20 protein-coding genes and 1 tRNA gene are annotated in these 24,435 nt (G+C 56.6%); 12 read left to right on the forward strand and 9 right to left on the reverse strand.

What is annotated here, in order from left to right:
- Positions 1-9 precede the first annotated feature (9 nt).
- Together FN806_RS02455 and FN806_RS02460 are read left to right on the forward strand one after the other, a co-directional pair.
- Positions 10-2,619, forward strand: a complete 2,610-nt coding sequence (locus FN806_RS02455) for a TRAP transporter permease (RefSeq protein WP_142633672.1) — start codon at positions 10-12, stop codon at positions 2,617-2,619.
- The gene (locus tag FN806_RS02460; protein ID WP_142633674.1) at positions 2,616-3,047 is read left to right on the forward strand and encodes a universal stress protein; all 432 of its coding nucleotides are present in this window, start codon (positions 2,616-2,618) and stop codon (positions 3,045-3,047) included. Before FN806_RS02455 ends, FN806_RS02460 begins: the two co-directional genes overlap by 4 nt.
- 1 nt (position 3,048) lies before the next feature.
- On the opposite strand, the gene FN806_RS02465 is transcribed toward FN806_RS02460, so the two are convergent.
- Genes FN806_RS02465 through FN806_RS02475 form a run of 3 tightly spaced genes read right to left on the reverse strand, consistent with a single transcriptional unit; the run spans position 3,049 to position 7,137 of the window.
- Positions 3,049-4,089: a lipocalin-like domain-containing protein gene (locus FN806_RS02465; protein WP_142633676.1), complete on the reverse strand. Its 1,041-nt coding sequence runs from the start codon at positions 4,087-4,089 to the stop codon at positions 3,049-3,051.
- Positions 4,079-6,493, reverse strand: coding sequence for an ABC transporter permease (locus tag FN806_RS02470; protein ID WP_142633678.1), 2,415 nt, complete (start codon positions 6,491-6,493; stop codon positions 4,079-4,081). The genes FN806_RS02465 and FN806_RS02470 overlap by 11 nt, the downstream gene beginning before the upstream one ends.
- Positions 6,490-7,137, reverse strand: a complete 648-nt coding sequence (locus tag FN806_RS02475; protein WP_142633680.1) for an ABC transporter ATP-binding protein — start codon at positions 7,135-7,137, stop codon at positions 6,490-6,492. Before FN806_RS02475 ends, FN806_RS02470 begins: the two co-directional genes overlap by 4 nt.
- A gap of 160 nt (positions 7,138-7,297) precedes the next feature.
- Between FN806_RS02475 and FN806_RS02480 the strand changes: the two genes are divergently transcribed.
- Positions 7,298-7,732 (forward strand): ion channel, encoded by a 435-nt coding sequence (locus tag FN806_RS02480; protein WP_142633682.1) that lies wholly within the window; start codon positions 7,298-7,300, stop codon positions 7,730-7,732.
- Here the strand turns inward: FN806_RS02480 and cls are convergent.
- Positions 7,729-9,141 carry a cardiolipin synthase gene (gene cls, locus FN806_RS02485; protein WP_142633684.1) on the reverse strand — a complete coding sequence of 471 codons (1,413 nt, stop codon included), beginning with the start codon at positions 9,139-9,141 and terminating at the stop codon, positions 7,729-7,731. The genes FN806_RS02480 and cls overlap by 4 nt on opposite strands.
- A 59-nt stretch (positions 9,142-9,200) precedes the next feature.
- Positions 9,201-10,289: an AI-2E family transporter gene (locus FN806_RS02490; RefSeq protein WP_142633686.1), complete on the reverse strand. Its 1,089-nt coding sequence runs from the start codon at positions 10,287-10,289 to the stop codon at positions 9,201-9,203.
- 147 nt (positions 10,290-10,436) lie between these two features.
- Between FN806_RS02490 and FN806_RS02495 the strand changes: the two genes are divergently transcribed.
- Both FN806_RS02495 and FN806_RS02500 read left to right on the forward strand, forming a co-directional pair.
- The gene (locus FN806_RS02495) at positions 10,437-11,300 is read left to right on the forward strand and encodes a YihY/virulence factor BrkB family protein (protein WP_142633688.1); all 864 of its coding nucleotides are present in this window, start codon (positions 10,437-10,439) and stop codon (positions 11,298-11,300) included.
- A gap of 121 nt (positions 11,301-11,421) precedes the next feature.
- Positions 11,422-11,607: a hypothetical protein gene (locus tag FN806_RS02500; protein ID WP_142633690.1), complete on the forward strand. Its 186-nt coding sequence runs from the start codon at positions 11,422-11,424 to the stop codon at positions 11,605-11,607.
- Positions 11,608-11,609: 2 nt separating this feature from the next.
- On the opposite strand, the gene FN806_RS02505 is transcribed toward FN806_RS02500, so the two are convergent.
- Both FN806_RS02505 and FN806_RS02510 read right to left on the reverse strand, forming a co-directional pair.
- Positions 11,610-12,326, reverse strand: a complete 717-nt coding sequence (locus FN806_RS02505; protein WP_142633692.1) for an RlmE family RNA methyltransferase — start codon at positions 12,324-12,326, stop codon at positions 11,610-11,612.
- Positions 12,326-13,438: a Ppx/GppA phosphatase family protein gene (locus tag FN806_RS02510; protein ID WP_142633694.1), complete on the reverse strand. Its 1,113-nt coding sequence runs from the start codon at positions 13,436-13,438 to the stop codon at positions 12,326-12,328. Before FN806_RS02510 ends, FN806_RS02505 begins: the two co-directional genes overlap by 1 nt.
- Positions 13,439-13,679: 241 nt before the next feature.
- Here FN806_RS02510 and FN806_RS02515 point away from each other — a divergent pair, with 241 nt between their 5' ends.
- From FN806_RS02515 to FN806_RS02530, 4 genes are all read left to right on the forward strand, one after another.
- Positions 13,680-13,976: a virulence factor gene (locus FN806_RS02515; RefSeq protein WP_142633696.1), complete on the forward strand. Its 297-nt coding sequence runs from the start codon at positions 13,680-13,682 to the stop codon at positions 13,974-13,976.
- 26 nt (positions 13,977-14,002) lie between these two features.
- Positions 14,003-14,929, forward strand: a complete 927-nt coding sequence (locus FN806_RS02520; RefSeq protein ID WP_142635118.1) for a methylenetetrahydrofolate reductase — start codon at positions 14,003-14,005, stop codon at positions 14,927-14,929.
- 9 nt (positions 14,930-14,938) lie between these two features.
- Positions 14,939-16,000 carry a methyltetrahydrofolate cobalamin methyltransferase gene (locus FN806_RS02525; RefSeq protein ID WP_142633698.1) on the forward strand — a complete coding sequence of 354 codons (1,062 nt, stop codon included), beginning with the start codon at positions 14,939-14,941 and terminating at the stop codon, positions 15,998-16,000.
- Between the two features lie 132 nt (positions 16,001-16,132).
- Positions 16,133-16,206 (forward strand) — tRNA-Gly (locus FN806_RS02530).
- 1 nt (position 16,207) lies between these two features.
- On the opposite strand, the gene FN806_RS02535 is transcribed toward FN806_RS02530, so the two are convergent.
- Positions 16,208-17,065 carry a class I SAM-dependent methyltransferase gene (locus tag FN806_RS02535; protein ID WP_142633700.1) on the reverse strand — a complete coding sequence of 286 codons (858 nt, stop codon included), beginning with the start codon at positions 17,063-17,065 and terminating at the stop codon, positions 16,208-16,210.
- Positions 17,066-17,089: 24 nt separating this feature from the next.
- On the reverse strand, positions 17,090-19,135 hold the full coding sequence (locus FN806_RS02540; protein ID WP_142633702.1) for an ASKHA domain-containing protein: 2,046 nt from the start codon (positions 19,133-19,135) through the stop codon (positions 17,090-17,092).
- 217 nt (positions 19,136-19,352) lie between these two features.
- Here FN806_RS02540 and guaB point away from each other — a divergent pair, with 217 nt between their 5' ends.
- The 3 genes from guaB to FN806_RS02555 all read left to right on the forward strand — a co-directional run bounded on the left by guaB (position 19,353) and on the right by FN806_RS02555 (position 24,435).
- A complete protein-coding gene (gene guaB / locus FN806_RS02545) occupies positions 19,353-20,801 on the forward strand; it encodes an IMP dehydrogenase (protein ID WP_142633704.1) in 1,449 nt (482 codons plus the stop codon).
- Positions 20,802-20,879: 78 nt separating this feature from the next.
- The gene (locus FN806_RS02550) at positions 20,880-22,037 is read left to right on the forward strand and encodes an RsmB/NOP family class I SAM-dependent RNA methyltransferase (protein ID WP_142633706.1); all 1,158 of its coding nucleotides are present in this window, start codon (positions 20,880-20,882) and stop codon (positions 22,035-22,037) included.
- A gap of 106 nt (positions 22,038-22,143) precedes the next feature.
- A complete protein-coding gene (locus FN806_RS02555; protein WP_142633708.1) occupies positions 22,144-24,435 on the forward strand; it encodes a hybrid sensor histidine kinase/response regulator in 2,292 nt (763 codons plus the stop codon).

Raw genomic sequence — 24,435 nt, forward strand, 5'->3', positions numbered from 1 at the left:
GACATTTTCATGAGTTCCGAGACACAATCGAACCGCCCGCTATCCGAAGAAGAACTACAGGATCTGGTCGCATCTTCAGATGCCGGAGGGCGTAATCCGGTTGGGAATGTAGGCGTTTTCCTTGCGATCGTGGCGGCGATCTGGTCGATCTTTCAGGTCGTACTTGCTTCGCCTCTGGCGAACTATGTGTTGCCCGGCAGCGTGGTTAACAATTCGCGTCAGTTTCACCTGGCCTTTGCGATGTTTCTGGCCTTTGCAGCCTATCCGGCGCTGAAATCCAGCCCACGGGATTATATCCCTGTGCATGATTGGATCATGGGGCTGCTGGGCGCGTTTGTGGCGCTGTACGGATATTTCTTCTACACCAAGATCGTTGATGCCGGAGGGCTGGCAGACGATACAGACAAATGGATCGCCCTGGGTGGGCTATTACTGTTGTTCGAGGCCGCGCGCCGCGCGCTTGGCCCGGCGATGGCGATTATTGCGACGATCTTTTTGGCCTATGTCTTCTTTGGATCATCCGAATGGGTGCCCGAAGTCATCCGCTGGAAGGGCGCCAGCCTGAAAAAGGCGATGAGCCATATGTGGATCACCTCCGAGGGCGTGTTCGGAATCGCCCTGGGTGTTTCGACCAAGTTTGTATTCCTGTTCGTTCTGTTTGGCGCCTTGCTGGATAAGGCCGGGGCAGGGAACTATTTCATCAAGATGGCCTTTGGCGCGCTGGGTCACCTGCGCGGCGGCCCCGCCAAGGCGGCGGTTGTGGGCTCAGCTGCGACCGGCCTGATCTCGGGCTCGTCCATCGCAAACGTTGTGACCACTGGTACCTTCACCATTCCATTGATGAAACGCGTTGGGTTCAGCAGCGAACAGGCAGGTTCGGTCGAGGTTGCCTCTTCGGTGAACGGGCAGATCATGCCACCCGTCATGGGCGCTGCAGCCTTCTTGATGGTAGAATATGTGGGAATTTCCTATGTCGAGGTGATCACCCACGCCTTCCTGCCAGCGGCGATCTCATACATTGCTCTGGTCTATATCGTGCATCTCGAAGCCGTAAAGCGGAACATGCCCACGTTGGGCGACCGCGAAGTGAAACTGGCACGCACCGTGGTTGGTATGTTCTCGTTCTTCATTGTCTTTGCTGGGCTCTGCTATGGCTCTCAATACCCTGTGGAAGCAGTGACCAATTGGATGCCGAACTCGGCCGGTCTGGTCCTTAGCCTGATTGTCTGTGCCATCTACGTGGTGCTGCTGTATCTGGCCGCACAGGTGCCCGATCTGGAACCTGATGACCCGAATGCCAAAGAGGTGACGCTGCCGGTCATTAGCGAGATCTACAAGGCCGGTCTGCATTACCTTCTGCCGATCATCGTTCTGGTCTATTTCCTGATGATCGAACAGAAATCGCCCGGTCTTTCGGCCTTTTGGGCCACGTCCTTGCTGTTTGTGATCCTGCTGACGCAGAAACCGCTGAAGGCGATGTTCCGGGGGCAAAGCAACCTCTACAACGCGTTCATCGACGGTGTCGCGGATCTGTGGCAGGGCATGATCGACGGCGCGCGCAACATGATCGGTATCGCGCTGGCGACGGCCACGGCGGGTGTGATCGTTGGTACCGTGACCCTGACCGGTGTGGGCCAGGTGATGGCCGATCTGGTCGAGTTCCTGTCGGGTGGCAATCTGATCCTGATGCTGATCATGGTCGGTATCCTCAGCCTGATCCTGGGCATGGGCCTGCCGACCACTGCGAACTATATCGTCGTCAGTTCTTTGATGGCCGGTGTGGTCGTGGAGCTGGGCGCGCAGAGCGGGCTGATTGTGCCGCTGATCGCGGTGCATCTGTTCGTCTTCTACTTTGGCATCATGGCGGATGTGACACCGCCCGTGGGGCTGGCCAGTTTCGCGGCTGCGGCTGTATCGGGGGGCGATGCGATCAAGACCGGATTCATCGCCTTCTTCTATAGCCTGCGCACGGTCGCGTTGCCGTTTGTCTTCATCTTCAACACAGACCTTCTGTTGATTGATGTGACCTGGGTCGAAGGGATAATCGTTGCGATATTTGCGACGATAGCGATCCTTGTCTTTACGGCGGGCACGATGGGCTACTTCCTGACCCGCAGCCGGATCTATGAAAGCGTTGCCTTGGTCGCGGTTGCTTTCGCACTATTCCGTCCGGATTACTTTATGGACAGGATTTCACCCCCATATCAGACCGTTGAACCGGCTGCATTCACCGAAACGATCGGGGAAACACCGCCCGGAACCGAGGTGCGTCTGGTCATCAGCGGCCCGGATTTCGACACGCTTGAGATGGTGGATACCACGGTTGTCGTCTCTGTCGGTGACGAAGACGGCGGTCCTGCACGGGTTGATGCGATGGGTCTACTGCTGATCGAAGAGGACGGTCTGATCAAACTGGAAGAGCCGCTGTTCGGCGCGCCTGTTGCAGATGATCTGAGCATCTTCGACTATTACGGGGATGAGGCCGTGCGCCTGACCTCGGTCAGCCTGCCGTCAAGCCAGCCACCCAAGCAACTGGTCTATATCCCGGCGATGATCCTGTTGGGTCTGATCGCCTTCCTGCAACGCGGCCGTGCCGCCAGACAAGGGGTGCCCGCATGACACGTTCTGTTCTGTGTGCTGTTGATATCAGCAATGGCAAAATTGATGGCCCGGTCCTTCAAAAGGCCGCTGCATTGGCCGATTTGGAGGGGGCGCAGCTGGATGTGGTCAGTGTTCTGCCCGATTTTGGAGAAAGCTGGGTGTCCGGCTTTTTCCAGGCGGATTTCCATGAAAAGGCATTGGCTGAGGCGCAGAAACAACTGACCGAGCTGTGCGCATCAACATTGGGCAGTGAGCGCAATGAAAAGATCCGCCATGTGGTGGCCACGGGCACGGCCTATCAGGAGATCCTGAGAACCGCAGAAAGCGCCGGATCTGACCTGATCGTCATTGGGGCGCATAAGCCGGACTTCAAGGATTACCTGCTGGGTCCGAATGCTGCGCGCGTCGTGCGGCATTCGACAGTCTCGGTCTACGTGGTGCGATGATCTAATACCCGGTCATTTCAAGATAGCCACGGCCTGAATGGCTGCCTGAGACCGTAACGGGGCCCTCCCAATAGGCAAAGCTGGTTGCCATCCAGGCTTTGGGTGTCAGGGCGCTGACGACAATATCCACCCCGCGGGCGGGGAGTGTGACACGCCATTCAATCGGGATATCCCGGTCAGCGACATGAGCGGTCTGAAGCGGTTCAAAAGAAACGGAGCCATCGGCAAGCGCGGTGGTTTCGCCATCCTTGCCGATCCACGTGGCAGAGGTGAAATCCTCAGCCTCTCCGCGCAGGCGAAAGGCCATTAACTTATCGCCGCCTTCAAAGCTGAGCGAGAACCAATCCCATCCGCTTTGATCCTCGGCCAAGGGCTGCGAGGACCATTCCCGATCCAGCCAACCCTGTCCGGTTACCGCAACATCCCCATCCGGCAGATGCACTGTGCCTGTCAGGTCGAAAAACGGCTGTGAATAGTAATGACTTGCCTGCCCCTGCGTAGACTTGACCGAATACCCGGCATCCCCGTGAAAGACCAAAGGCCCCGTTGCGCGCATTGACAGATCGTATCCGAACTCAGAACCGTTGGCCCTAATCTTCAGCGCATTAAAGTCGGGTCCGCGCATGTACCATTCGTCGATCCAGGCTTCGAATGGGGTGGCGGTTACCCCGGCCTGACCGATACCGCCCCGCGACAGGCGTTCAGCAAAGTAATGGGCATCAGGGGTGGTCAAGGCGGCATGGCCCAACCACAACTGCGGACTTTGCCAGGATTGCTCTTCATAGGGTTTCAGCGCCGAGCGGAACAAAGTCCATTGTACTCCGTAATCGCGCCCGTCTTCTCCTTTCAGGTTCGCGGTCAGATACCACCATTCGATCTTGAAAGTGGGATGGGGACCGTGATCCTGCGGAAAGCTCAACTGATACCCAAGCTGGGGGACGTCGAACCCGTCGGCCTCACCTCCAAGACCGGCAAAGCCCTGCGCCCGAAGTTGGGCGGGCAATAGCAGGGCCAGAATTAGGAACCAGACTTTAGCGTTCATTGGCAAACACTCTTAACAACTCGGCAGGCGGGATGCTCAGCAACCGAAGGGCTGGAACCGCAGCGGCGATAACAGCGGCCAGTAAGGTCAGAAGAAATAGATAGAACCAGTCGCTTGGGAATAGGTACATTGGTAACCGCCAGCCAAACGCCTCGACATTGATGACCGTCAGCAACGTCCAGGCCAGAACTAACCCAAGCGGCAAGGCCAGCGCGGCGGTCAGAGAGGCGAGAAGCACGCTCTGCGTCAGTTCAAACCGCGCCAGTTGCGCCCGCGTCAGGCCAAGCGCCCAGACCGGTGCGATCTGAGGCAGCCGTTGTGTCCAAAGCGTCAGCAGGCTGGTCAGAATTGCAAATCCAGCAACCCCGAGCGTCAGGATATTCAGCGCAGAGGTCACCACAAATGTGTCTTCGAAGATTTCCGTGGATCGGGCCTTCATGTCTGCTTGATGAACGACTGCCTGCGGAGGAAGGTCAAATTCCGCCCGAAGCCTTTCGGCAACATCGCTGGCCTGATCAGGGGGCATGCGAACGCCATATCGCCGTTCCTCGGTATTGGGTGCGATATCTTCCAAAAGCTCCATCGACACGATGGCCTGTCCGGTTGGATTGCCATAATCAGAATAGACCCCTGCAATGACCAGCTTGTGACCCGGGCGGAGCGTGATTTGATCTCCGGGCCACAGACTGGATCTGCGCGCAAGCTGTTCGTTGATCAGAACGGCGGTTCCGGACATCACCTGATCCCATACTCCGGGCACTGAGGCGATCAGCGGCCAGTTTTCTTGATAAACCGGATTGTTCACCACCCCGTAAAGAAACAAGGGGCCGCTTCCGTGCGCCAGCTCGACGCTGCGGATCGGCAAAACGGCGTCGACCTGAGGCAGCAGCCATTTCTTGATTTCCTGCGCCTGTTGTTCGTCGGCTGCGGTTATGTACAGTTCTGATGTCAGTCGTTGGTCAAGCCACCCAGTAAATGTCAGCCGGAAACTCGACACCATGGTTCCAACGCCGATATTTGCGGCCAATGCCAACATCAATGCCATCAGGGCCAAAGAGAGACCGGGCAGTTGCGCCTGCATGTCGGCGAATACCCATTGTCTGACCGGACCGTTCTGTAGCTTCTGAAGTCCGGTTACTGCGATCAGCAAGAGAAACGGTAAAATCAACGCAGAACCCGTCAGGATTCCGGCAACCAGCACGAACCCTGCGACCAAACCGTCGGCCACAAAGATTGAAACGATCCCCAACCCAATCAGGAATACTCCGATCAGAGCCAATCTTTTGGTTGCAGTGTCATCCCCCCGCCAGGCCTGCGGACCCGGGCTGGATAACAGCGGCAGCCGAGCCAATCGGAACAAAGCCTGAGAGCTGGCCAACAGCGTTCCAAACAGGGCCATGGCCAAGCCCGCGAGAACCCAGTGCAGTTGAAGCGAAAGCTGACCTTCAACTGGTGCACCATACAACCCGCGTAGGGTCGATGCCACGTCGGGCAGCAAGGCCCCGGCCAGCAGGAAACCCAGTACCAGACCGGCGCCCCCTCCAATCAGGGCCAGCAGCGAAAGCTCGGCCAGAATGATCCATACGATCTGACGCATCGGAACGCCCAGCGCACGTATTGTTCTGATAATTGCTCGGCGCTGTGCAAAGGCCAGCCCGACGGTGCCATGGACGATGAACAGCCCGACGGCAAAGGACAAAAGAGCAAAGGCAGACAGGTTGAGGTGGAAGCTCTCTGTCAGTTGCGCCGTGTCCAATCTGGTCGAGGCTGCAACGCGTGTCAGATCGGGGGCGGTCTGCTCAAGCGATGGGATCGCTCGGGGCTGCTCTGGCAAGACGACCAGACGTGAAATCTGCCCCTTTTTGTCAAGCAGCTGTTCGGCAACGCCAATATCGGTAAAGACCAGATCCGGTGGCAGCGCGTCGCTGGACAGGATCGGGGGCAGGTTGCTGGCCTGCGCCAGAATCTGGGCAAGTTCCGTCGCGACCAGTATCCTGCCGGGCGCGGTCAGCATGTCTGCGGGATCGGGCGGCGTATCGCTTTGTTCCAAACGGCTGAGGGCCGGTAGGGGTGGAAAGGCGACCATGTCGACCCCCATGACCTGCAGATTGCGCCCGCTATGGCGCCAACGCCCCTCAAGCACCGCAGCGACCTGCCAGCCAGCCCGACGCAAGCTGACATAATGGTCGATCGTCAAATTGCCCGAGGTGGCGTGCAATTCATCGTATTGACCAAATGAGAGTTGATCATTGGCCCGTTGATAGCTTGCCCGGGCCTCGGAATTTATGGCTTGAACTGCCGACCATAGCCCGGTCGCAAGCGCAATTCCGGTCAACAAAGTTAACAGCTGAAGCCAATGGGCACGCCAGTGCGACACCAACGCCTGTATGATGGCCAAAGTCACGAGATAAGGCCGCCGGACAGGCGGACCTGTTGGTCCAGACGGGTTGCTATGTCCTGCGAATGTGTCACCAAAAGCAGGGCGGCGCTGGTCTCGGCGACCAGCGCAAGCATCAAATCCAATACATTGGTGCTTGCGACCTCATCCAGATTTCCTGTTGGTTCATCCGCGAGCAAAAGACTGGGGCGCGGCGCAAGCGCGCGCCCGATGGCAACGCGTTGCTGCTGGCCGCCTGACAGGTTCTCGGGAAAGCGGTCCAGCAGGTCCCGCAATCCCAGTTTGTCAGCAAGATGATCGCACCAGTCCGGATCATGTTTACTGGCAAGCCTGGCATGGAGGGACAGGTTTTGGCCGACCGTCAACGACGGGATCAGATTGAACTGTTGGAATACCAGCGCCACACGCTCGCGCCGAAGGGCTGCGCGCCCGGTATCGTCTAGTGTGGACAGGTTGGTTCCGCCCAGTGAGATTTCGCCCGCATCGAATATGTCCAGCGCACCTGCGAGATTTAGAAGCGTACTTTTGCCACTGCCACTTTCCCCGGTTAGGGCAAGCGTTTGGCCATGGTCCAACGACAGAGATACTCCGTTCAAAATCGGTCGACCGTTCGCATATGATTTATGGACATCAGTTATTGTAAGCAGCATTCATAGGCGCCCTGTATTCTGCCACTCACAATTTGCAGCCGACCGAGGCGGTGTCCAGTTCAATGGCGCTATCGTTTCCATTCGTCGCAGACGCAGGGTTGCCCAATCCTGCATTTGAAGCGATTGTGACGAGACTTAAAAACAGAGGGGATGGGCGCCGGTGACCTTATCCGAGCAGATTATCTGGGGAAGCGTTTATTTGGGTATCTGCTTTTTGATCGAAATTGCCCTGCTGACCTGGTGCATGCAGATCATCCGCGTGATGTCGATCAAACTGGAAAAAAGCAAAAGGTTTGTCACAATCGCCAGTCCGCTCTGTATCGCACTGATTTTTATCGTGATGATCCATACCTTTCAGGTCTGGCTTTGGGCGATTGTATGGGTCTTTGGGGATGTTCTGGCGGACTGGAATTCGGCGCTGTATTTTTCCTTGGTGACGTTCACTACGCTGGGTTACGGCGACATTGTGTTAGGAGAGGGGCTGCGCATCTTTGGTGCATTTGCGTCGGTCACCGGGCTTTTGGCATTTGGGCTGTCCACAGCCTTTTTGGTCGCGGTCATGTCGCGGGTGCTGCAGGAAGAGTCGATCCTTTAAAGGATTGGTGCGAACAACCGCGCCAGAGGCGAGCCGAACCGAATATAGGCCGGTTGTTCGGGTAAGGTTTTGACCAGCTCATAGCTGGATTCAAAGTCCATTAGCAGCATGTCGTGAACTGCATGGGCCGCGTCCTTGTCAAAGAACAGGGCCATCGCCTCAAAATTCAGGCGGAAAGAGCGATTGTCCAGATTGGTGGTGCCAACAGCGGTCAGAGTGTCGTCCACCAGAAATACTTTTTGATGCATGAATCCATCAGTGTACCGGTAGACCCGCGCGCCGCATTCCCTGATCTCGTCGAAATAGGCAAAGGCCGCCAGCCAAGGCAAGCGGTGATCAATCACGTCGGGAACCAGAATGCGAACATCTACCCCGCGCATTGCGGCGTGGCGAAGTGCGGTCATGATGTCGATATCAGGAACGAAATAGGGGGATGCGATCCACAATCGTTCCTTTGCTTCCGTGATTGCAGAAAAGAACATCATGGCGCCGGTTTCGGTTTCGTCCCCCGGACCTGTGGCGACGAGAAGGGCGTTCATGTCCTGATCAGATTCCTGACCCGCCCAGGCCAGTTGATCTATCAGGTCTTCTTGATGCGCCCAGTACCAGTCCTCTGTAAAGATCAGTTGTAGTTGGCGCACGATATGTCCAGTCAGCCTTATGTGTGTGTCCCGCCAATGTCCGAACTTTGCGGACTGACCGAGATATTCGTCGCCGACATTGTGGCCGCCGATAAAGCCGATTTCACCGTCTATGATCACCGTTTTCCTGTGATTGCGATAGTTTAGCTGAAATCGCTGTCCTGGATGACGCTTTTCATGCTGACCGGCAACGTGAATTCCCGCCGCGCGCAGCGACGTGATGTAGCTTGTCGGTAGGCCATAACTGCCTACGGCGTCGGTCATAAAGCGAACTTGCACGCCGCGCTCTGCGGCAGCGATCAGTTTGCTTTGCAGTTGCCGCCCCAATCCGTCATCACGCACGATGTAGAACTGGACAAGCACATAGTCCTGAGCCGCGTCGATAGCCTGAAAGATAGCGTCAAAGGTTGCCTGCCCATCGACAAGCAAATCTGCACCGTTGCCGCGTGATATGGGAAGATGCGCAAGCTCTTCGAAAGGGAGCGGATTGATCGTGATCATGCCCGGATCTGGGCGCGAAAAATCCGCAAAGCTTTTTATCCCTTCGACAACAGTCTCAGCGTGCTTTCGGGCCAGGCGATACCCGCGAAAACGATGATGTCCCAGAAACAAGTACAGCGGTACGCCAGCTATCGGCGCCGAGATCAAAAAGACCACCCATCCCACGGCACCCTGCGGTGTGCGCGCTGTTTGAGCGGCGCGTATCGAAAAGACCGCGGCAGTCAGGTACAAACATAGGACAAAGAGGGAAACAAAGAGTGTCAGCATGGAGGATTCGATCCTGGCATTTTCCTTAGTGTTTCAAGTTGCATTGGGGATTGGCCTGTTCAGACTGTATTCCCCGATGGCGGCCCTTCGTCGCCGAGTTCACCATTCAGGGACATTAAAATTGCGATCGGGCGCAATGCGGGAATATGGCTGAAGATGATCAGGATGCAGACGGTCAGCGGAACGCTCAGGAAGGCTCCGATCAGACCCCAGACCGTAGTCCAGAACATAAGTGCCAGAATGACCAGAAATGTCGACATGTTCAGCGATCGGCCCAGCATGGCCGGGTCCAGAAAATTACCGATCATGAACTGAAGCGTGCCACAGCCGAAAACTATGATCAGAAACGGCCCGATACTTTCAAATTGAACCAGTGCAATCGCCGCTGGAAACAGAACCGCAATAATTGACCCAATCGAGGGTATGAAATTCAAGGCAAAGGTCAGCACGGCCCATGTCTCGGAATACTCAAGACCAAGGGTTTTGAAGACCACATAGCTGATTCCAGCCGTTATCAGGCTGATAAAGGTCTTTACTCCGACATAACGCTGCAGACTAAAGGAAATCGCGTCCAGAACCAAAGCGAACTCGGCACCGGTTTTAGGGTCACCGGCGGCCATACGGATCTTTTTGCGGAACGCCAGACGTTCGGCCATCAGGAAGGCAACGTAAAGGCTGATGAGGAAAAACTGGTTCAGCAAGGACGTTGCGCTGCCCAGCAACATCCGGGCGACGAAAGACATATCAATGTTGACTAGATTGTCCCTGATGAAGGCCGTGATATCGTTGCCCACAAGGTCGTTTATGCGGTTAACGGCCTCGTCGAACTGGCTTTCGTATGTATTGATCGAGCGTGCAAACTGCGTCGCCTGATTGCCCAGAATATACATGATCATGAACAACCCGACCAAAACCACGGTCACTCCAGCCAGGTTAGCCAACCATACCGGAGCCTTGGTCAGCGCAATAACCCGGTCACTCAGCGCGATGATCAGGACGTTGATCAGCAAGGCCATGGTCAGCGGGATCAGAAAAGCGGAACCTGCATAAAGCCCCAATACGACCAGTGACACGACAATCGCGGTGTCGCGGACAACCGATAGGCGCAACCTGTTCGGCATGCTTGGGTTCTGGTCGCTGGTTGGCATTTTTCGCCCGGCTTTGTGTAGGTTCCGTTTCGATCCTGCACGGGACAAAGGGATTATGCAATGCAACCAAACATTTGGAGTTGGTTAATTGCGTCCAGTCGGGTTTTGCCGGTTCTGGTTCGAATACAGTCAGGGTAGAGTTTTCGGATGACGACAAGTTTGATTCCCCTGACTGGAAGAGTAATTCGAGCCCTTTGGCTGGCCTTGGGGCGATTTGGGGCCAAAAACGGCATGGTTATGAGCAGCCACGTTGCCATGTCCCTGATGCTGGCCCTGTTTCCGTTTGTTCTGTTCACTGTGGCACTGGCTGGTACGCTGTCTCAGGATTATGTCACGGACGAGCTGATCGAACTGATCTTTGGCGCCTGGCCAAAAGATGTCGCCGGCCCGATTGTGGGAGAGTTGCGCTCGGTCCTGGCGGAATCAGGTTCGGGGGTAATCACCCTGGGCGGTCTGCTGGCCATTTTCTTTGCCTCAAACGGCGTAGTTGCGGTGCGGGCAGCCATGAATCAGGCCTATCATGATCATGACGCCTGGCCATTCTGGAAGACACGCTTGCTGTGCCTGGGATTGGTGATTGTTGGCGGGGCGGCCATTCTGGCCATCGCCGCCGTCGAAGTCGTCTTGCCGGTCTACACGCGCCTCGTGTCCGAAAAAACTGACGTCAACGTATCAGACTGGTTGTCTGTGGATCGATTGCGTTGGACCTTTACCGTGGCGGTTCCTGCGGGCACGGTTATCGTTGCACATCTTGTGCTGCCGACGCGCCGCCATCGGCTGTGGCAGATCCTTCCGGGCGTTGTTCTGACACTCGCTCTGTGGGCGATGGGCGGTTGGGGCTTTTCGATCTATATCGGACAGTTCGCCTCGTACAGCGCTACTTATGCTGGTCTTGCGGGGGCGATGGCTGCGTTGATTTTCCTGTATCTATGCGCGGCCATCCTGATTCTGGGCGCTGAATTCAACGGCGCGCTGATGGATTTGCAGGATCAAAGTAACGGACAAACCTGAAGGGCAGGGTGGCTGGGGCTGTAAAATAGCAATTCAAAGCCCGGTTTGCGTCATGAAATCGGCACTTTTCTTACCAAAACTGCATGGGACTGTGACCCCATACGCATCAAGGTGAGGCCTCATGACCAAACTGCCCGAAAGCGCGAAATCGCAAAATCCATCGTCGCTGACCCGGCGGATTGAAGAATTACGGGCCAAACCGGCGACGGATATCAGTCACGGTGAGGCATTGTTGTTGCAAGGAAACGCAATATCTTCGCTGCGTGAACAGCGCCTTGCGCGTTCTCTGGCTGACTTCGCAGATTAACTTCAGCCGCGAAATCCTGTTGCCACAACGAATTTTTCCGAACTGTCGGCGCGGGATGCCGGTGGTTTAACATGCGCTACCTTGTCAAACTTCTGTTTCAGAATCTTCTGCAGATCCCCTTCGGCTCCTCCGGCCAGAACCTTGGCGACAAATGTGCCGCCCTGTTCAAGCACATCAAAGGCGAAATAGGCGGCGGTTTCGCACAAGGCCATGATCCGCAAATGGTCGGTTTGTTTATGCCCCGAGGACGCAGCAGCCATATCTGACATCACCACGTCAGCTTTGCCACCCAACCAGTCTTTGACCTTCTGGTCGGCATCGTCCTCCATAAAGTCCAACTGGTGAACCTCGGACCCGGCCACCGGTTCGACCTCTTGTATGTCGACACCCAGAACAGTGCCGATTTTCTTACCGCTTTTCTCACCCAATGCATTAACGCGCTGGACCGCAACCTGCAGCCAGCCGCCTGGGGCGCAACCCAGATCGACGATGCGCGCACCTGGAACCAGGAAGCGAAATTTATCGTCCAGTTCCAATATCTTGAAAGCCGCACGCCCACGATAGCCTTCGACCTGCGCGCGCTTGACATAGGGGTCATTCAGCTGACGTTCCAACCACCGGGTCGAGCTGATTTTGCGCCCGCGGGCGGTTTTGACCTTAACCTTCAGGTCGCGCTGCCCGCGGCCCGAATTGTTTTTGCCAGTAGGTGTCTTCGCCATCAGAACGGTCCGTCTTCCAATACACCGTCCGCGCTCATCTGCGCATAAAGCAGGCCTTCGCGCAGCCCCCGGTCCGCCACTGAAAGACGGTCGGTTGGCCAACATCGTAACAAAGCCTGCAATATGGCCGAGCCGGACATGATCAGGGCCTGGCGGTCATCGCCGATACGCGGATCTCTCCGCCGCCCCAGTGGGCCGAGTTCTAGATACCCGCGTATCACTTTGTCAATCTGATCGCTTGTCATGCGCAAACCGTCTACCTTGGTCCGGTCATACCGCTTCAATCCCAGATGTGAGGCTGCGACTGTCGTAACCGTGCCACTGGTGCCGACGATCTGAAAACCTTCGCGGGCTTGTTCATCCTTATAGGGCGCAAAATCGGCCAAGTTTTCTTCGAAAAACCAGCTCATCAAAGCAAACCGCGCCGCATCATCTTCGACATCATGGAACTGATCGCGCAGCGTCGCAACGCCGAGGGGAACACTGATCCAATCCACAACCTTGGCTGCAGGAAACGGGCTATCTGTTGTATGAAATCCATTATGCAGACGCATAATCGCCGCCGGGCGATCCCGACGCGGAAGTGAGGATATGTCGATCCAGACAAGCTCTGTCGAACCGCCGCCAATATCCACAACCAACAACTGTTCTGTCTTAGTGGACACCAGCGGGGCACAGGATATTACGGCCAGGCGCGCTTCTTCCTCGGGCTGGATGATCTCAAGCGTCAACCCGGTTTCACCCTTTACCTGGCGAATGAATTCACGTGAATTTTTTGCACGGCGACAAGCCTCGGTTGCGACTAGACGCATCCGCTTGACCTTGTTGCGTTTCAGCTTTTGCTGGCAAATGCGCAACGCCTGAATGGTGCGCGCCATCGACGACCGAGACAAACGCCCCGTCCGCTCTAAGCCCGCGCCCAACTGAACGGATTTAGAAAAACTGTCCACCACATGAAACCCGCTGCCCTTGGGCTGGGCAATTAACATGCGACAGCTATTTGTTCCCAAATCCAGCGCGGCATAAAGCGCATCAGGATCGGGTCTTGCCGGCGCGGGGCTTTCGACCGCCTTCGGGAACGCGCCCGCACCTTTGGGACGCTTGGGCGCCATCTTCAACGCCCTCCGATTTACGAGTTACCCCGACCATAGGTCGGCCTTTTGGTTCGTGCAAGATACTCATTAAAGTGATGAGAATTTTGAGGTGAGGTTTACAGGAACAATTCGTTACAAGCCGTGTATCCCGTTGTAGGTGAAAACGTCGTTTGAAATGCGCCTTGTGTCGAAAATCGACCGACCTGCGACCACATTGAAGTTTAGAACCGGTCCATCTGGTTAGGAGGAATCAAAGCAGATGCCTGACGTCACCATCGTATACTGGCGCGACATTCCCGCCCAAGTCATCGTCGGCAAGGGCCGCCGGGGCGCAAAACGGCAGTTGGAAGAACGGTTCGAGCAAGCCATTGACCGCGCCGCCATGAAGGTGAACGCCAAGGACAGCGATGCCTATCTGGCCGAATGGCGCAAGGCCGCGCCTTTTGCGGTTGAGGGCGATCCGTCCGAAATTGCCGAACAGCAGGCTGTGCGTTTGGAAACGGAATATGATCAGGACCGTATCAAGGCTCTGATCGCCAATGACGGTTGGGCATGAGCTCGAAATCTATATGGGAGGCCGCTATGGCTTTGCTGAACTTCAAGAAACGTGATGCCGCCGAAAACGGTCCGGTAAGTCCAACCGTCGAAGCCTTCCTGCAGGGCTATTCGATTGAGGTGATGCCGCGCACCGCCGAGAAGGTCGAGGATTTTCGCGCTTTGTTGCCTGAAGGCACACGCGTCTATATTGCCCATATCGAAGGCACTCCGATCGAAGACATGGTCAAGACCGCCAAGCGCATCGCGGCGGACGGCTATCCTGTTATGCCGCATTTCCCGGCGCGGATCATTAAAGACACGGCGACGCTGGAAAACTGGATTTCCATGTACCAGGGTGAAGCAGGTGTGGATCAGGCGCTGTTGCTGGCCGGTGGTGTCGCGAATCCTCATGGTGATTTCGACAGCTCGATGCAGCTGCTGGAATCCGGCATGTTCGACAAAGCGGGCTTCAAGCGTCTGCACGTCGCTGGCCACCCCGAGGGCAACAAGGACATCGATCCCGACGGCTCGACCAAGAATGTCGATGACGCGCTACGCTGGAAACAGAAGTTCTCTGAGACCACAGATGCCGAAATGGCGCTGGCCACTCAGTTTGCCTTTGACGCCAAACCGATCATCGCCTGGGCCGACAGCCTGAAAGAGGCGGGGATCGACATTCCGGTTCATATCGGCATCGCCGGTCCGGCCAAGCTGCAAACGCTGATCAAATTCGCCATCGCTTGCGGCGTTGGCCCGTCACTGAAGGTCCTGCAAAAGCGCGCTATGGATGTGTCCAAGCTGCTGCTGCCTTATGAGCCCACGGATGTGATCACCGAATTGGCCAACCACAAAGCAGCCAACCCTGATTTCAATATCACAAACGTACATTTCTTCCCGCTTGGTGGCATCAAGACAAACGCCAACTGGGCCATCAACAACGGCGGCGCTTCGGCAAAGCCTGTAAACTCCTAAGGATCGGACATGACCCGTACAGTCGTAGAATCAAAAACAAAAACCGCCGTCCTGGGCTTTGACGAACCGTTCTGCGTGATCGGTGAGCGGATTAACCCGACAGGCCGCAAGAAACTGGCGGCGGAACTGGAAGCAGGCGATTTTTCGACCGTTGAAAAGGACGCCATCGCGCAGGTAGCTGCTGGCGCGACCGTTCTGGATATCAACGCGGGCGTTGTCTACAACTCGAACCCCAACCCGAACGAGACCGAACCGCCGCTGATGCGTAAGATCGTTGAAATGGTGCAGGGGCTGGTGGATGTTCCGCTGTGCGTCGATTCCTCGGTTCCCGGTGCTTTGGAGGCCGGTCTTGAGGCGGCAGAGGGCCGTCCGCTGCTGAACTCGGTCACCGGCGAAGAAGATCGTCTGGAACTGGTTTTGCCGCTGGTCAAAAAATACAATGTCCCTGTGGTGGCGATCTCGAACGACGATACAGGTATTTCCGAAGATCCCGATGTTCGCTTCGAAGTTGCAAAGAAGATTGTCCAGCGCGCCGCCGATTTCGGCATCCCGGCGCATGACATCGTCGTTGACCCGCTGGTGATGCCCATCGGCGCGATGGCAACCGCTGGTCAGCAGGTGTTTGCGCTGGTCCGTCGCCTGCGTGAGGAACTGGGCGTGAACACCACTTGCGGGGCTTCCAATGTCTCCTTCGGTCTGCCAAACCGCCATGGTATCAACAACGCCTTCCTGCCGATGGCGATGGGCGCCGGCATGACCTCGGCGATCATGAACCCCGTTGCCTTGCCGGTTGGTCCCAAGAAGCTGGCCGAGAAGAAGGCTGAGGTTGAAGCAAAGGGCATCATCCTGCCGGCGGACATGGATGATGAGACCTTCTGCCAGCTGTTTGGCCTGGGTTCGACCTTGCCGCGCGCCGGTAAAGAGATGGAGGCCATCCGCGCCGCCAACTTGCTGACCAACAACGATCCGCATGGCGGGGCTTGGATCAAATTCAACAAAGCCCCCAGCGAAGCCGGTGCTGAAGGGGCTGGAGGTGGTCGTCGCGGCGGTGGCCGCCGCCGTCGCGCATAAGCGTTATAAAACAACATGCTGGCCGGGTCTTTTGATCCGGCCTTTTTTGTCTTCGCCGTCGCAAATAGCCTGACGGTTTGGATCAAAACCGCTTGAACCTGATCTTGTACCGGTGATATCCAGCTAGCAGTGGCGGGTATGATGTAATGGTAGCCTGTCAGCTTCCCAAGCTGAACGCGCGGGTTCGATTCCCGCTACCCGCTCCATTCAGTTCGATCGACGCGCTTGGTACAGGTTTATCACCGCCGGGATGTGCAGGCCGGTTTCGGATGTGAACTGGGCGAATTCCTGACAGACCTCGTGCTGGATTGCTGCTGCGTCCTGTTCGGTGCCTTCGAAATGCGCGATGGTTCGCGCGGCGGGGCCGACGCGGGTGCACAAGGCGGCTATTTCCTCTGACCCGCCAGCGCCGGGCAGATTTACGGAGATGGCTTGGGCCTGAATGTCCGACAGCCCCGCCTGTTGCATCATGCCGGTGACGTGATCCAGATTGTGAAACGCCAGCGGACCCGGCGCGTAACGATCTACCCGAGGCGGCTGCCCAAGGCGTTTTACCGCAGCAATATGGGGTATTTTGAACCACGGGTTGCCATCCAATGGCCCCCAAGCTGCAAAGGTCATCTGCCCGCCGGGTTTAAGTGCGCGGGCGATATTGGCGAATGCAGCAACCGAATCGTCAAAGAACATCACGCCGAACCGTGAAATCGCGGCGTCCAACTGATTGGCAGGAAACCCGAATATCTGCGCGTCAGCATGTTGGAAGCTGATGTTGCTCAGCCCGTTTTCCGAGGCTCGGGCGCTGGCACGATCAAGAAACGCTTGCGATATATCGGCGGCCAGAACATCGCCATCCGGCCCGACCAATCGCGCGGCTGCAAGAGAGCTTTCGCCAGTGCCACAGCCGATGTCGAGCACATGCATTCCTAGTTTAAGCTGGGCATTCTCCAGCACAAGGTCCAGAACCGAAGCCATCAGTTGATCCAACTGATCCTGATATGTCAGCCATTTGGCTCCGGATTCGGATTTTCCCCAGTATTCTGCCTGTTCCTCATTCACCGACTGCATCGTACCCCTCCGTGGTTGCCGCGACTATGACCTCCGGCGACGGCGGCGGCGAGAGTTTTCCTGATCTCCACCACCGGTGTTGAACGAGGGCGCGGGCAGGGTGACCACCTGTGCCAATTCCGGGAATGGGTCGGTTTTGTGGGGTATCGCGTTCGCTGCCACGAAATGATCCTGAAACTTGGGCTCGATGGCGGTTTCAACCTTGGTGATTTCGCGTACTACGCGTTCAATTTCACTCCGCGACCCGATGTTGCAAAGGGCGATCCGGGCGCCCGTACCGGCGGCGTTGCCCGCGCTTGAAACCTTGTTCAAGGGCGCATCCGGGATCATTCCCAGAACCATGGCATGTTTGGTCGAAATATGCGCGCCGAAGGCACCAGCAAGAACAATGCGGTCGACAGTATCCACGTTCATTTCGTCCATCAAAAGCCGCGCGCCTGCATAAAGCGCGGATTTCGCCAGTTGAATCGCGCGAATATCGCCCTGAGTGACTGTGATACGTGGGCCGCCTTCGGCGCTTGCGTCGTGGATCAGATAGGAATGGGTGCGCCCCTCGGGGACGTTGCGTGATGTGCCCGTTTGTTCTGCGGATCCGATCAGGCCGCTTTCATCCAGCAAACCCGCCATACGCATTTCCGCCACCGCTTCAATAATGCCTGATCCACAGATGCCACTGATGCCAGTGGTTGCGATGTCTTGATCAAAACCCTCTTCATCCGACCATTTCTCGGACCCGATGACGCGAAAACGGGGTTCTTTAGTGACAGGATCAATCTCGATCCGCTCAATCGCACCGGGGGCGGCACGCTGACCAGAGCTGATCTGCGCGCCTTCAAAGGCCGGGCCGGTCGGTGAGGAGCACGCCAGAACCCGGCTGGTATTGCCCAGCAAAATCTCAGCATTGGTGCCTACATCTACGATCAGAACCAGATCTTCGGATTTGCCGGGCTCTTCCGACAAGGCAACCGCCGCACAATCCGCACCCACATGACCTGCAATGCAGGGCAGGATGTAGACCTGCGCACGTGGGTTCATGTTGGTCAGATCCATCTCGCGCGCGGGCAAAGACATGCTTTCGGACGTAGCCAAGGCAAAGGGCGCTTGGCCCAGCTCGACCGGATCCAGCCCAAGCAGCAGATGGTGCATGACCGGGTTACAGACGAACACCGTTTCGACAATCAGGTTGGCGTCAATCCCGGCCTCATCCGCGATGGATGTTGTCAGATCGTTTATCGCTTCGCGTACGGCTCGGGTCATCTCTTTGTCGCCGCCGGGGTTCATCATCGAATAGGACACGCGGCTCATCAGGTCTTCGCCAAAGCGGATTTGGGGGTTCATCAGGCCCGAAGATGCCTTGACCTCGCCTGTGTCCAGATCAGTCAGGTGAGCTGCAATCGTGGTAGAGCCGAGGTCGATGGCCAGACCGAAAAGTCCGTTCTCGTGCAATCCAGGCCAGATTTCCACGATCCGTGCGACCTCGTCCTTGTGGCCTTTATGCACCGCAACGGTGACCTCCCACTTACCCTTGCGCAATATGGGCTGCAGTTTGGACAACAAGGAAAGATCAGCCGTAACGGCCTCGACGTTCCATTGCTCTCGCAGCGCGCGTTCCAGACGTTCCAGATCGCCGGTTGGTGAATGCATGTCGGGTTCTTCTACCGCAACAAAATACAGCCGGGTGGCCGGATCCATTGTGATGGCGCGTGCTGTGGCGGCCTTGCGTACGACCTGACGGTGCACCTGGCTTTCTGGTGGCACGTCGATCACCACATCCCCCTGAACCGTGGCCTGACATCCAAGACGGCGGCCGGGTTTCAATCCGCGCTTGTCGTCATAGCGCTGTTCAACCGCGTTCCATTCGCTTAGTGCACCGTCGGCTACGGTCACGCCGTGCTTGGGAAACTCGCCATAGCTTGGCGTGATCTGGCATTTCGAACAAATCCCGCGTCCACCGCAAACGGAATCCAGATCCACACCCAGTTGCCGTGCCGCAGTCAGAACCGGAGTGCCTACGGGAAAGTGCCCGCGTTTGCCCGATGGGGTAAAGACAACAAGAGGGTCGGTGGTCATGATTGGCCTGCCTTTTATATTCGCGCCTATGTCGGGCAAGATATGGTTTTGTACGCAAAGGGAAAGGCCATTCAGCGGCACGTCTTGTGTGCGTTGCGTCGTTTTTTGCCGCAGCACCGACCAGCAGGTAAAAACTAGTTTATGTCGGGGGCTTTTCCTTAGATGCAATCCATGCAATAGGGTCACCGTCAAACGGGCTTTTGCATGGGGTTAACAGATGCAGATTCGTGAGGCACTCACCTTTGACGACGTTCTTCTGGTTCCGGGCGCATCTTCTGTGCTGCCGGCCACGGCGGATACGACCACGCGCGTGACGCGGGAAATCACCATGAACATCCCACTGCTCAGCTCGGCGATGGACACGGTGACCGAGGCGCGCATGGCCATCGCCATGGCGCAGGCGGGCGGCATCGGCGTGGTTCACAAGAATCTGACGGTGGATGAACAGGCCCGCGAAGTGCGCCGGGTCAAACGGTTTGAATCCGGTATTGTTTACAACCCGGTGACACTGCGGGTGAATCAGACGCTGGCGGACGCCAACGCGTTGGTGCAGCGTTATAACTTCACCGGCTTTCCCGTGGTGGACGAAGAAGGCCGCGTGGTCGGTATTCTGACCAACCGTGATATGCGTTTTGCGACCTCGGATGATACGCCGGTTCACGCGATGATGACCTCGGACAATCTGGCGATGCTTCAGGAACCCGCCGATCTGGAAGAGGCCAAAAGCCTGATGCGCGCGCGTCGGATCGAAAAGCTTCTGGTTGTGGACGGGGCGGGCAAGCTGACGGGTCTGCTGACTTTGAAAGATACCGAACAGGCGGTGCTGAACCCAACGGCCTGCAAGGATCGGCTGGGCCGGTTGCGAGTCGCGGCAGCGACGTCGGTTGGTGACTCTGGTTTCGAACGATCCGAACAACTGGTGGATTCCGGTGTCGACATTATCGTTGTAGACACCGCTCATGGGCATTCTCAAGGGGTGCTGGACGCGGTGAAGCGGGTCAAGACCCTGTCGAACGAGGTGCAGATCATTGCCGGTAACGTCGCCACTGGGGACGCAACCAAGGCGCTGATCGACGCAGGCGCGGATGCCATCAAGGTGGGGATCGGGCCGGGTTCGATCTGTACTACGCGGATGGTTGCCGGTGTGGGCGTGCCGCAGCTGACTGCGATCATGGATTGCGCCGCGGCCGCCGGCGATGTGCCGGTTATCGCAGATGGTGGTATCAAATTCTCGGGCGATTTTGCCAAGGCGATTGCTGCGGGTGCGTCCTGTGCCATGGTTGGCTCAATGATCGCCGGAACAGATGAAAGCCCGGGCGAAGTGATCCTGTATCAGGGCCGGTCGTTCAAATCTTATCGCGGCATGGGCAGCCTAGGCGCGATGGCACGTGGCTCTGCGGATCGCTATTTCCAGAAGGATGCCGCCAGCGACAAGCTGGTGCCCGAAGGGATCGAAGGGCAGGTGCCTTACAAGGGCTCGGCCAGCGCGGTTGTGCATCAACTGGTCGGCGGCCTGCGCGCAGCCATGGGTTATACCGGCTGCGCCACGGTCGAAGAGATGCGAAAGAACTGCAACTTCGTCAGAATCACAGGGGCTGGCCTGAAGGAGAGCCATGTGCATGACGTGCAAATCACACGCGAAAGCCCGAATTATCGAGTGATGTAAATTGCCGGAACCTGAACTGCGGCGCCCCGGTGAGGGCGCCGCTTTGCGTTTTTGCCCTGCACTATAACGGAGAATGAAATGACCCCCGCCGCACGTGTTCAGGCCTCCATCGAAATTCTTGATCAGATTCTTTCGGGTGCCCCGGTCGAAAAGGCCCTGACCGGTTGGGCGCGGCGCAGCCGTTTCGCCGGTTCCAAAGACAGGGCTGCTATTCGCGACCACGTGTTTGGTGCTTTGCGGTGCAAAAGGTCATTTGCGGCGGCAGGTGGGGTGGAAACCGGTCGGGGGTTGATGATCGGCGCGATGCGCATGCAAGAAGTCGATCTGGATCAGATATTCAATGGCGAAGGGTACGCTCCGGCCAGTTTGGAAGAACACGAACAGGCTAAACCATGTGAATCCGACGCCCAGAAATACGACATACCGGAATGGCTTTGGCCAACCTTTCAAGAGTCTTTGGGTGATTTGACCCTTCCAGTGGCCGAGGCATTGCGAGCTCGGGCCCCGGTTCATTTGCGGGTCAATCTGATTAAGTCGAGTGTCGATCAGGCGGTCTCGGTCTTGCTGGCGGACGGCATCCAAGCGAGGCCACATCCCGCTTGTTCGACCGCACTCGAAGTTGTCGAGGGCGAGCGGAAAATCTCAGGAAGCCGCGCCTATACTGATGGGTTGGTCGAACTGCAGGATGCGGCGAGCCAGGCCGTCGTTGAATCATTGGACCTAAACCCCGGAATACGGGTTCTGGACTATTGTTCCGGCGGCGGCGGCAAAGCCTTGTCCTTGGCCGCGCATCACGGTGTAGATGTTTTCGCGCATGACGTTAATGCGGCGCGAATGCGTGATTTGCCCGCCCGGGCCGAAAGAGCGGGTGCACAGATAACGCTCCTGACCAATGACGAGATCTCTGCGCAGGCCCCATTCGACATTGTGCTGACGGATGCCCCCTGTTCAGGCAGCGGATCCTGGCGTCGCGCCCCGGCGGGAAAATGGTCTCTTACACAAGAAGGACTGAACCGGCTTACGGAAACGCAGCGGACGATCCTTGATGATGTCGCGCCTTTGGTGGGGCCAGCGGGTGTTCTTGCCTATGCAACCTGTTCCATGCTCGAGGTCGAAAACGGTGCAGTGATCGATGCGTTCGTGGCCGCGCACTCCGAATGGACCGAGACGTTTCGCAAAACGTGGTATGTATCACACGGTACTGACGGGTTTTTCACGTCACACTTGACGCGGTAGTCGGCGGACAAATAGCAACCTAAAGGAGAATTGCTCACTTTGTTGGTTAAGTGGGCGTTAACCCTTTTGCGTTGGGTTACACCTAGCCCGGCAAGTTGAGTATTTAATGTCCGATACCGCAGATTTCTATTCTGACCCAAAGTTACGAAATTCACCAAGCGGTTTGCGTCTAGCACCATTGGTTGCGATAGGGGTGTTGCTGTCACTGCTGCCGCTGGCAGAAATCATTCCCCAAGCCTGGAATCTCGGCCTTGTGGTGGCAGGTGTGTCTTTGCTTGCTGCATCACTGTTGGTCGTGGCGAGGGCGCTGATTTCCGACGACTCGGTACGTCGTGAGCTTAGGGTTATGGAGGTTTTTGCCGAAGAAGAGCTGTACCCCTGCGCGATTGCCAATGCACAGGGTGATGTTCTGATTTGCAATTCTCATGCCCGGGCTCAGCTCCATGTTTTTCCCGGCAACCGGCTGGATGAAGGTCTAAAGTCTATTTTTGCGAACCCGTCGGCAATTTTGCTGCGCCTACAGTCTTTGGCCGAGATCCATGGCCGTGCAAGAGAAGACGTTGTCACTTTAGAGACAACCGTACCGATTTCTGTTCTCGGTGTTGGGAAAAACTTTTTCTTTTGGCGGTTTCATCTGGATGGAACAGGTCAGTGGGATGCTGTGCCTGTGCCCATTTTGACTGAAGGCAGAAACGGAGCATTGCTGCGGATCAACGGGGCGGCGGAACAAATCCTGGGGCAACGACCCGACAACCTTGCACAGGTTCTGACTGGCGCGCAGCCCGAATTGGGTGAGGTTGTGCAGGTACAGACGGCACAGGGGCCAATTCCGGCTACGATGGCCGAACTGTCTCGGTCGGGAACCACGCGCGATTTGCTTGTTCTACCGCTTGATCGTGCACAGGAAAGTGGAATTGGCGCGTCATTTGTGGATCTTCCGGTCCCGGTAATGACCCTGTCTCCCGACGGGAGCATCCTTGAGGCCAACAGGCTGGCAACGCGTCTTGTCGGAAACATAGAGCCCGGAGAATCCAATGTTGTGCATATCATGCATGGTCTGGGGTATCCGGTTCTGGACTGGCTGACGCTGGCTTCAAATGAGGGCGCCGTTTCACGATCTGAATTCCTGAGGCTGACACGGGAAGACCGCGAGATATTCGTACAGGTCACATTGAAACGTGTGCTGAGCGAGGGAGAAGTCAGACTGATTGCGGTTCTGAATGATGCTACCGAACTCAAGACTTTAGAGGCGCAATTTGTGCAGGGACAAAAAATGCAAGCCGTTGGCCAACTGGCTGGGGGTGTAGCGCATGATTTCAACAATTTGCTAACGGCTATTTCCGGACATTGCGATCTTCTGCTTTTGCGGCACGACCAGAATGACCCTGACTACGGGGATCTTGTACAGATCAATCAGAACGCAAACCGTGCTGCAGCTTTGGTGAGCCAACTGCTGGCCTTTTCGCGCAAACAGACTTTGCAGCCGGAAATTCTGGATCTCAGAGATACGATCTCAGACCTTATTCATCTGCTAAATCGTCTGGTCGGAGAAAAGGTTAAGCTGACACTCAGCCACGATCCCGTTCTGAAAGCGGTTCGTGCGGATAAACGCCAGCTAGAGCAGGTGTTGATGAACCTTGTCGTAAATGCCCGCGATGCAATGCCTGAAGGTGGTGAGGTCAGGATCGAAACCGAAGTGGTCGTGCTGACAGAACGCTTCACAAGGGATCGCGCTACGGTACAACCTGGTGAATACGTCACCGTCAAAGTCATTGATAGCGGTACGGGGATTGCCCCCGATAAGCTACAGAAAGTGTTCGAGCCTTTCTTTACAACCAAACGCACAGGTGAAGGGACAGGTTTGGGCCTGTCGACTGTCTACGGAATTGTAAAGCAAACCGGTGGTTTTATTTTTGTCGACAGCATTCAGGGGAGAGGGACCGAGTTTATTATGTACCTGCCGGTTTCAACCGCCCCCAAAAAAACCGAGGCAGCGCCTACGCAATCCCCTGAGAATCCAACGGTTCGCCAGGGTGAGGGTGTCGTGCTGCTGGTCGAAGACGAAGCCCCGGTTCGGGCCTTCGCGACCCGCGCACTGAGGTTGAAAGGCTACACTGTGCTCGAGGCCGATTCGGGAGAAGAGGCTCTGAGGCTTCTCGAAGATGGCACATTGAATGTTGACGCATTCGTCACCGATGTGGTCATGCCCGGATTGGATGGTCCGACCTGGGTTCGTATGGCTAAGCAGAACAGGCCAGATGTCCGGGTCATATTCATGTCTGGATACACAGAGGGTGCGTTTGGCGATTCCGGACCAGAGATTTCCGATTCAACTTTCCTGCCCAAACCATTTTCACTAAACCAACTGACCGAAGCTGTTTTTCAGCAGATCAATTAG

This window comes from Ruegeria faecimaris, from assembly GCF_900182615.1.
GTDB classification, from domain to species: domain Bacteria; phylum Pseudomonadota; class Alphaproteobacteria; order Rhodobacterales; family Rhodobacteraceae; genus Ruegeria; species Ruegeria faecimaris.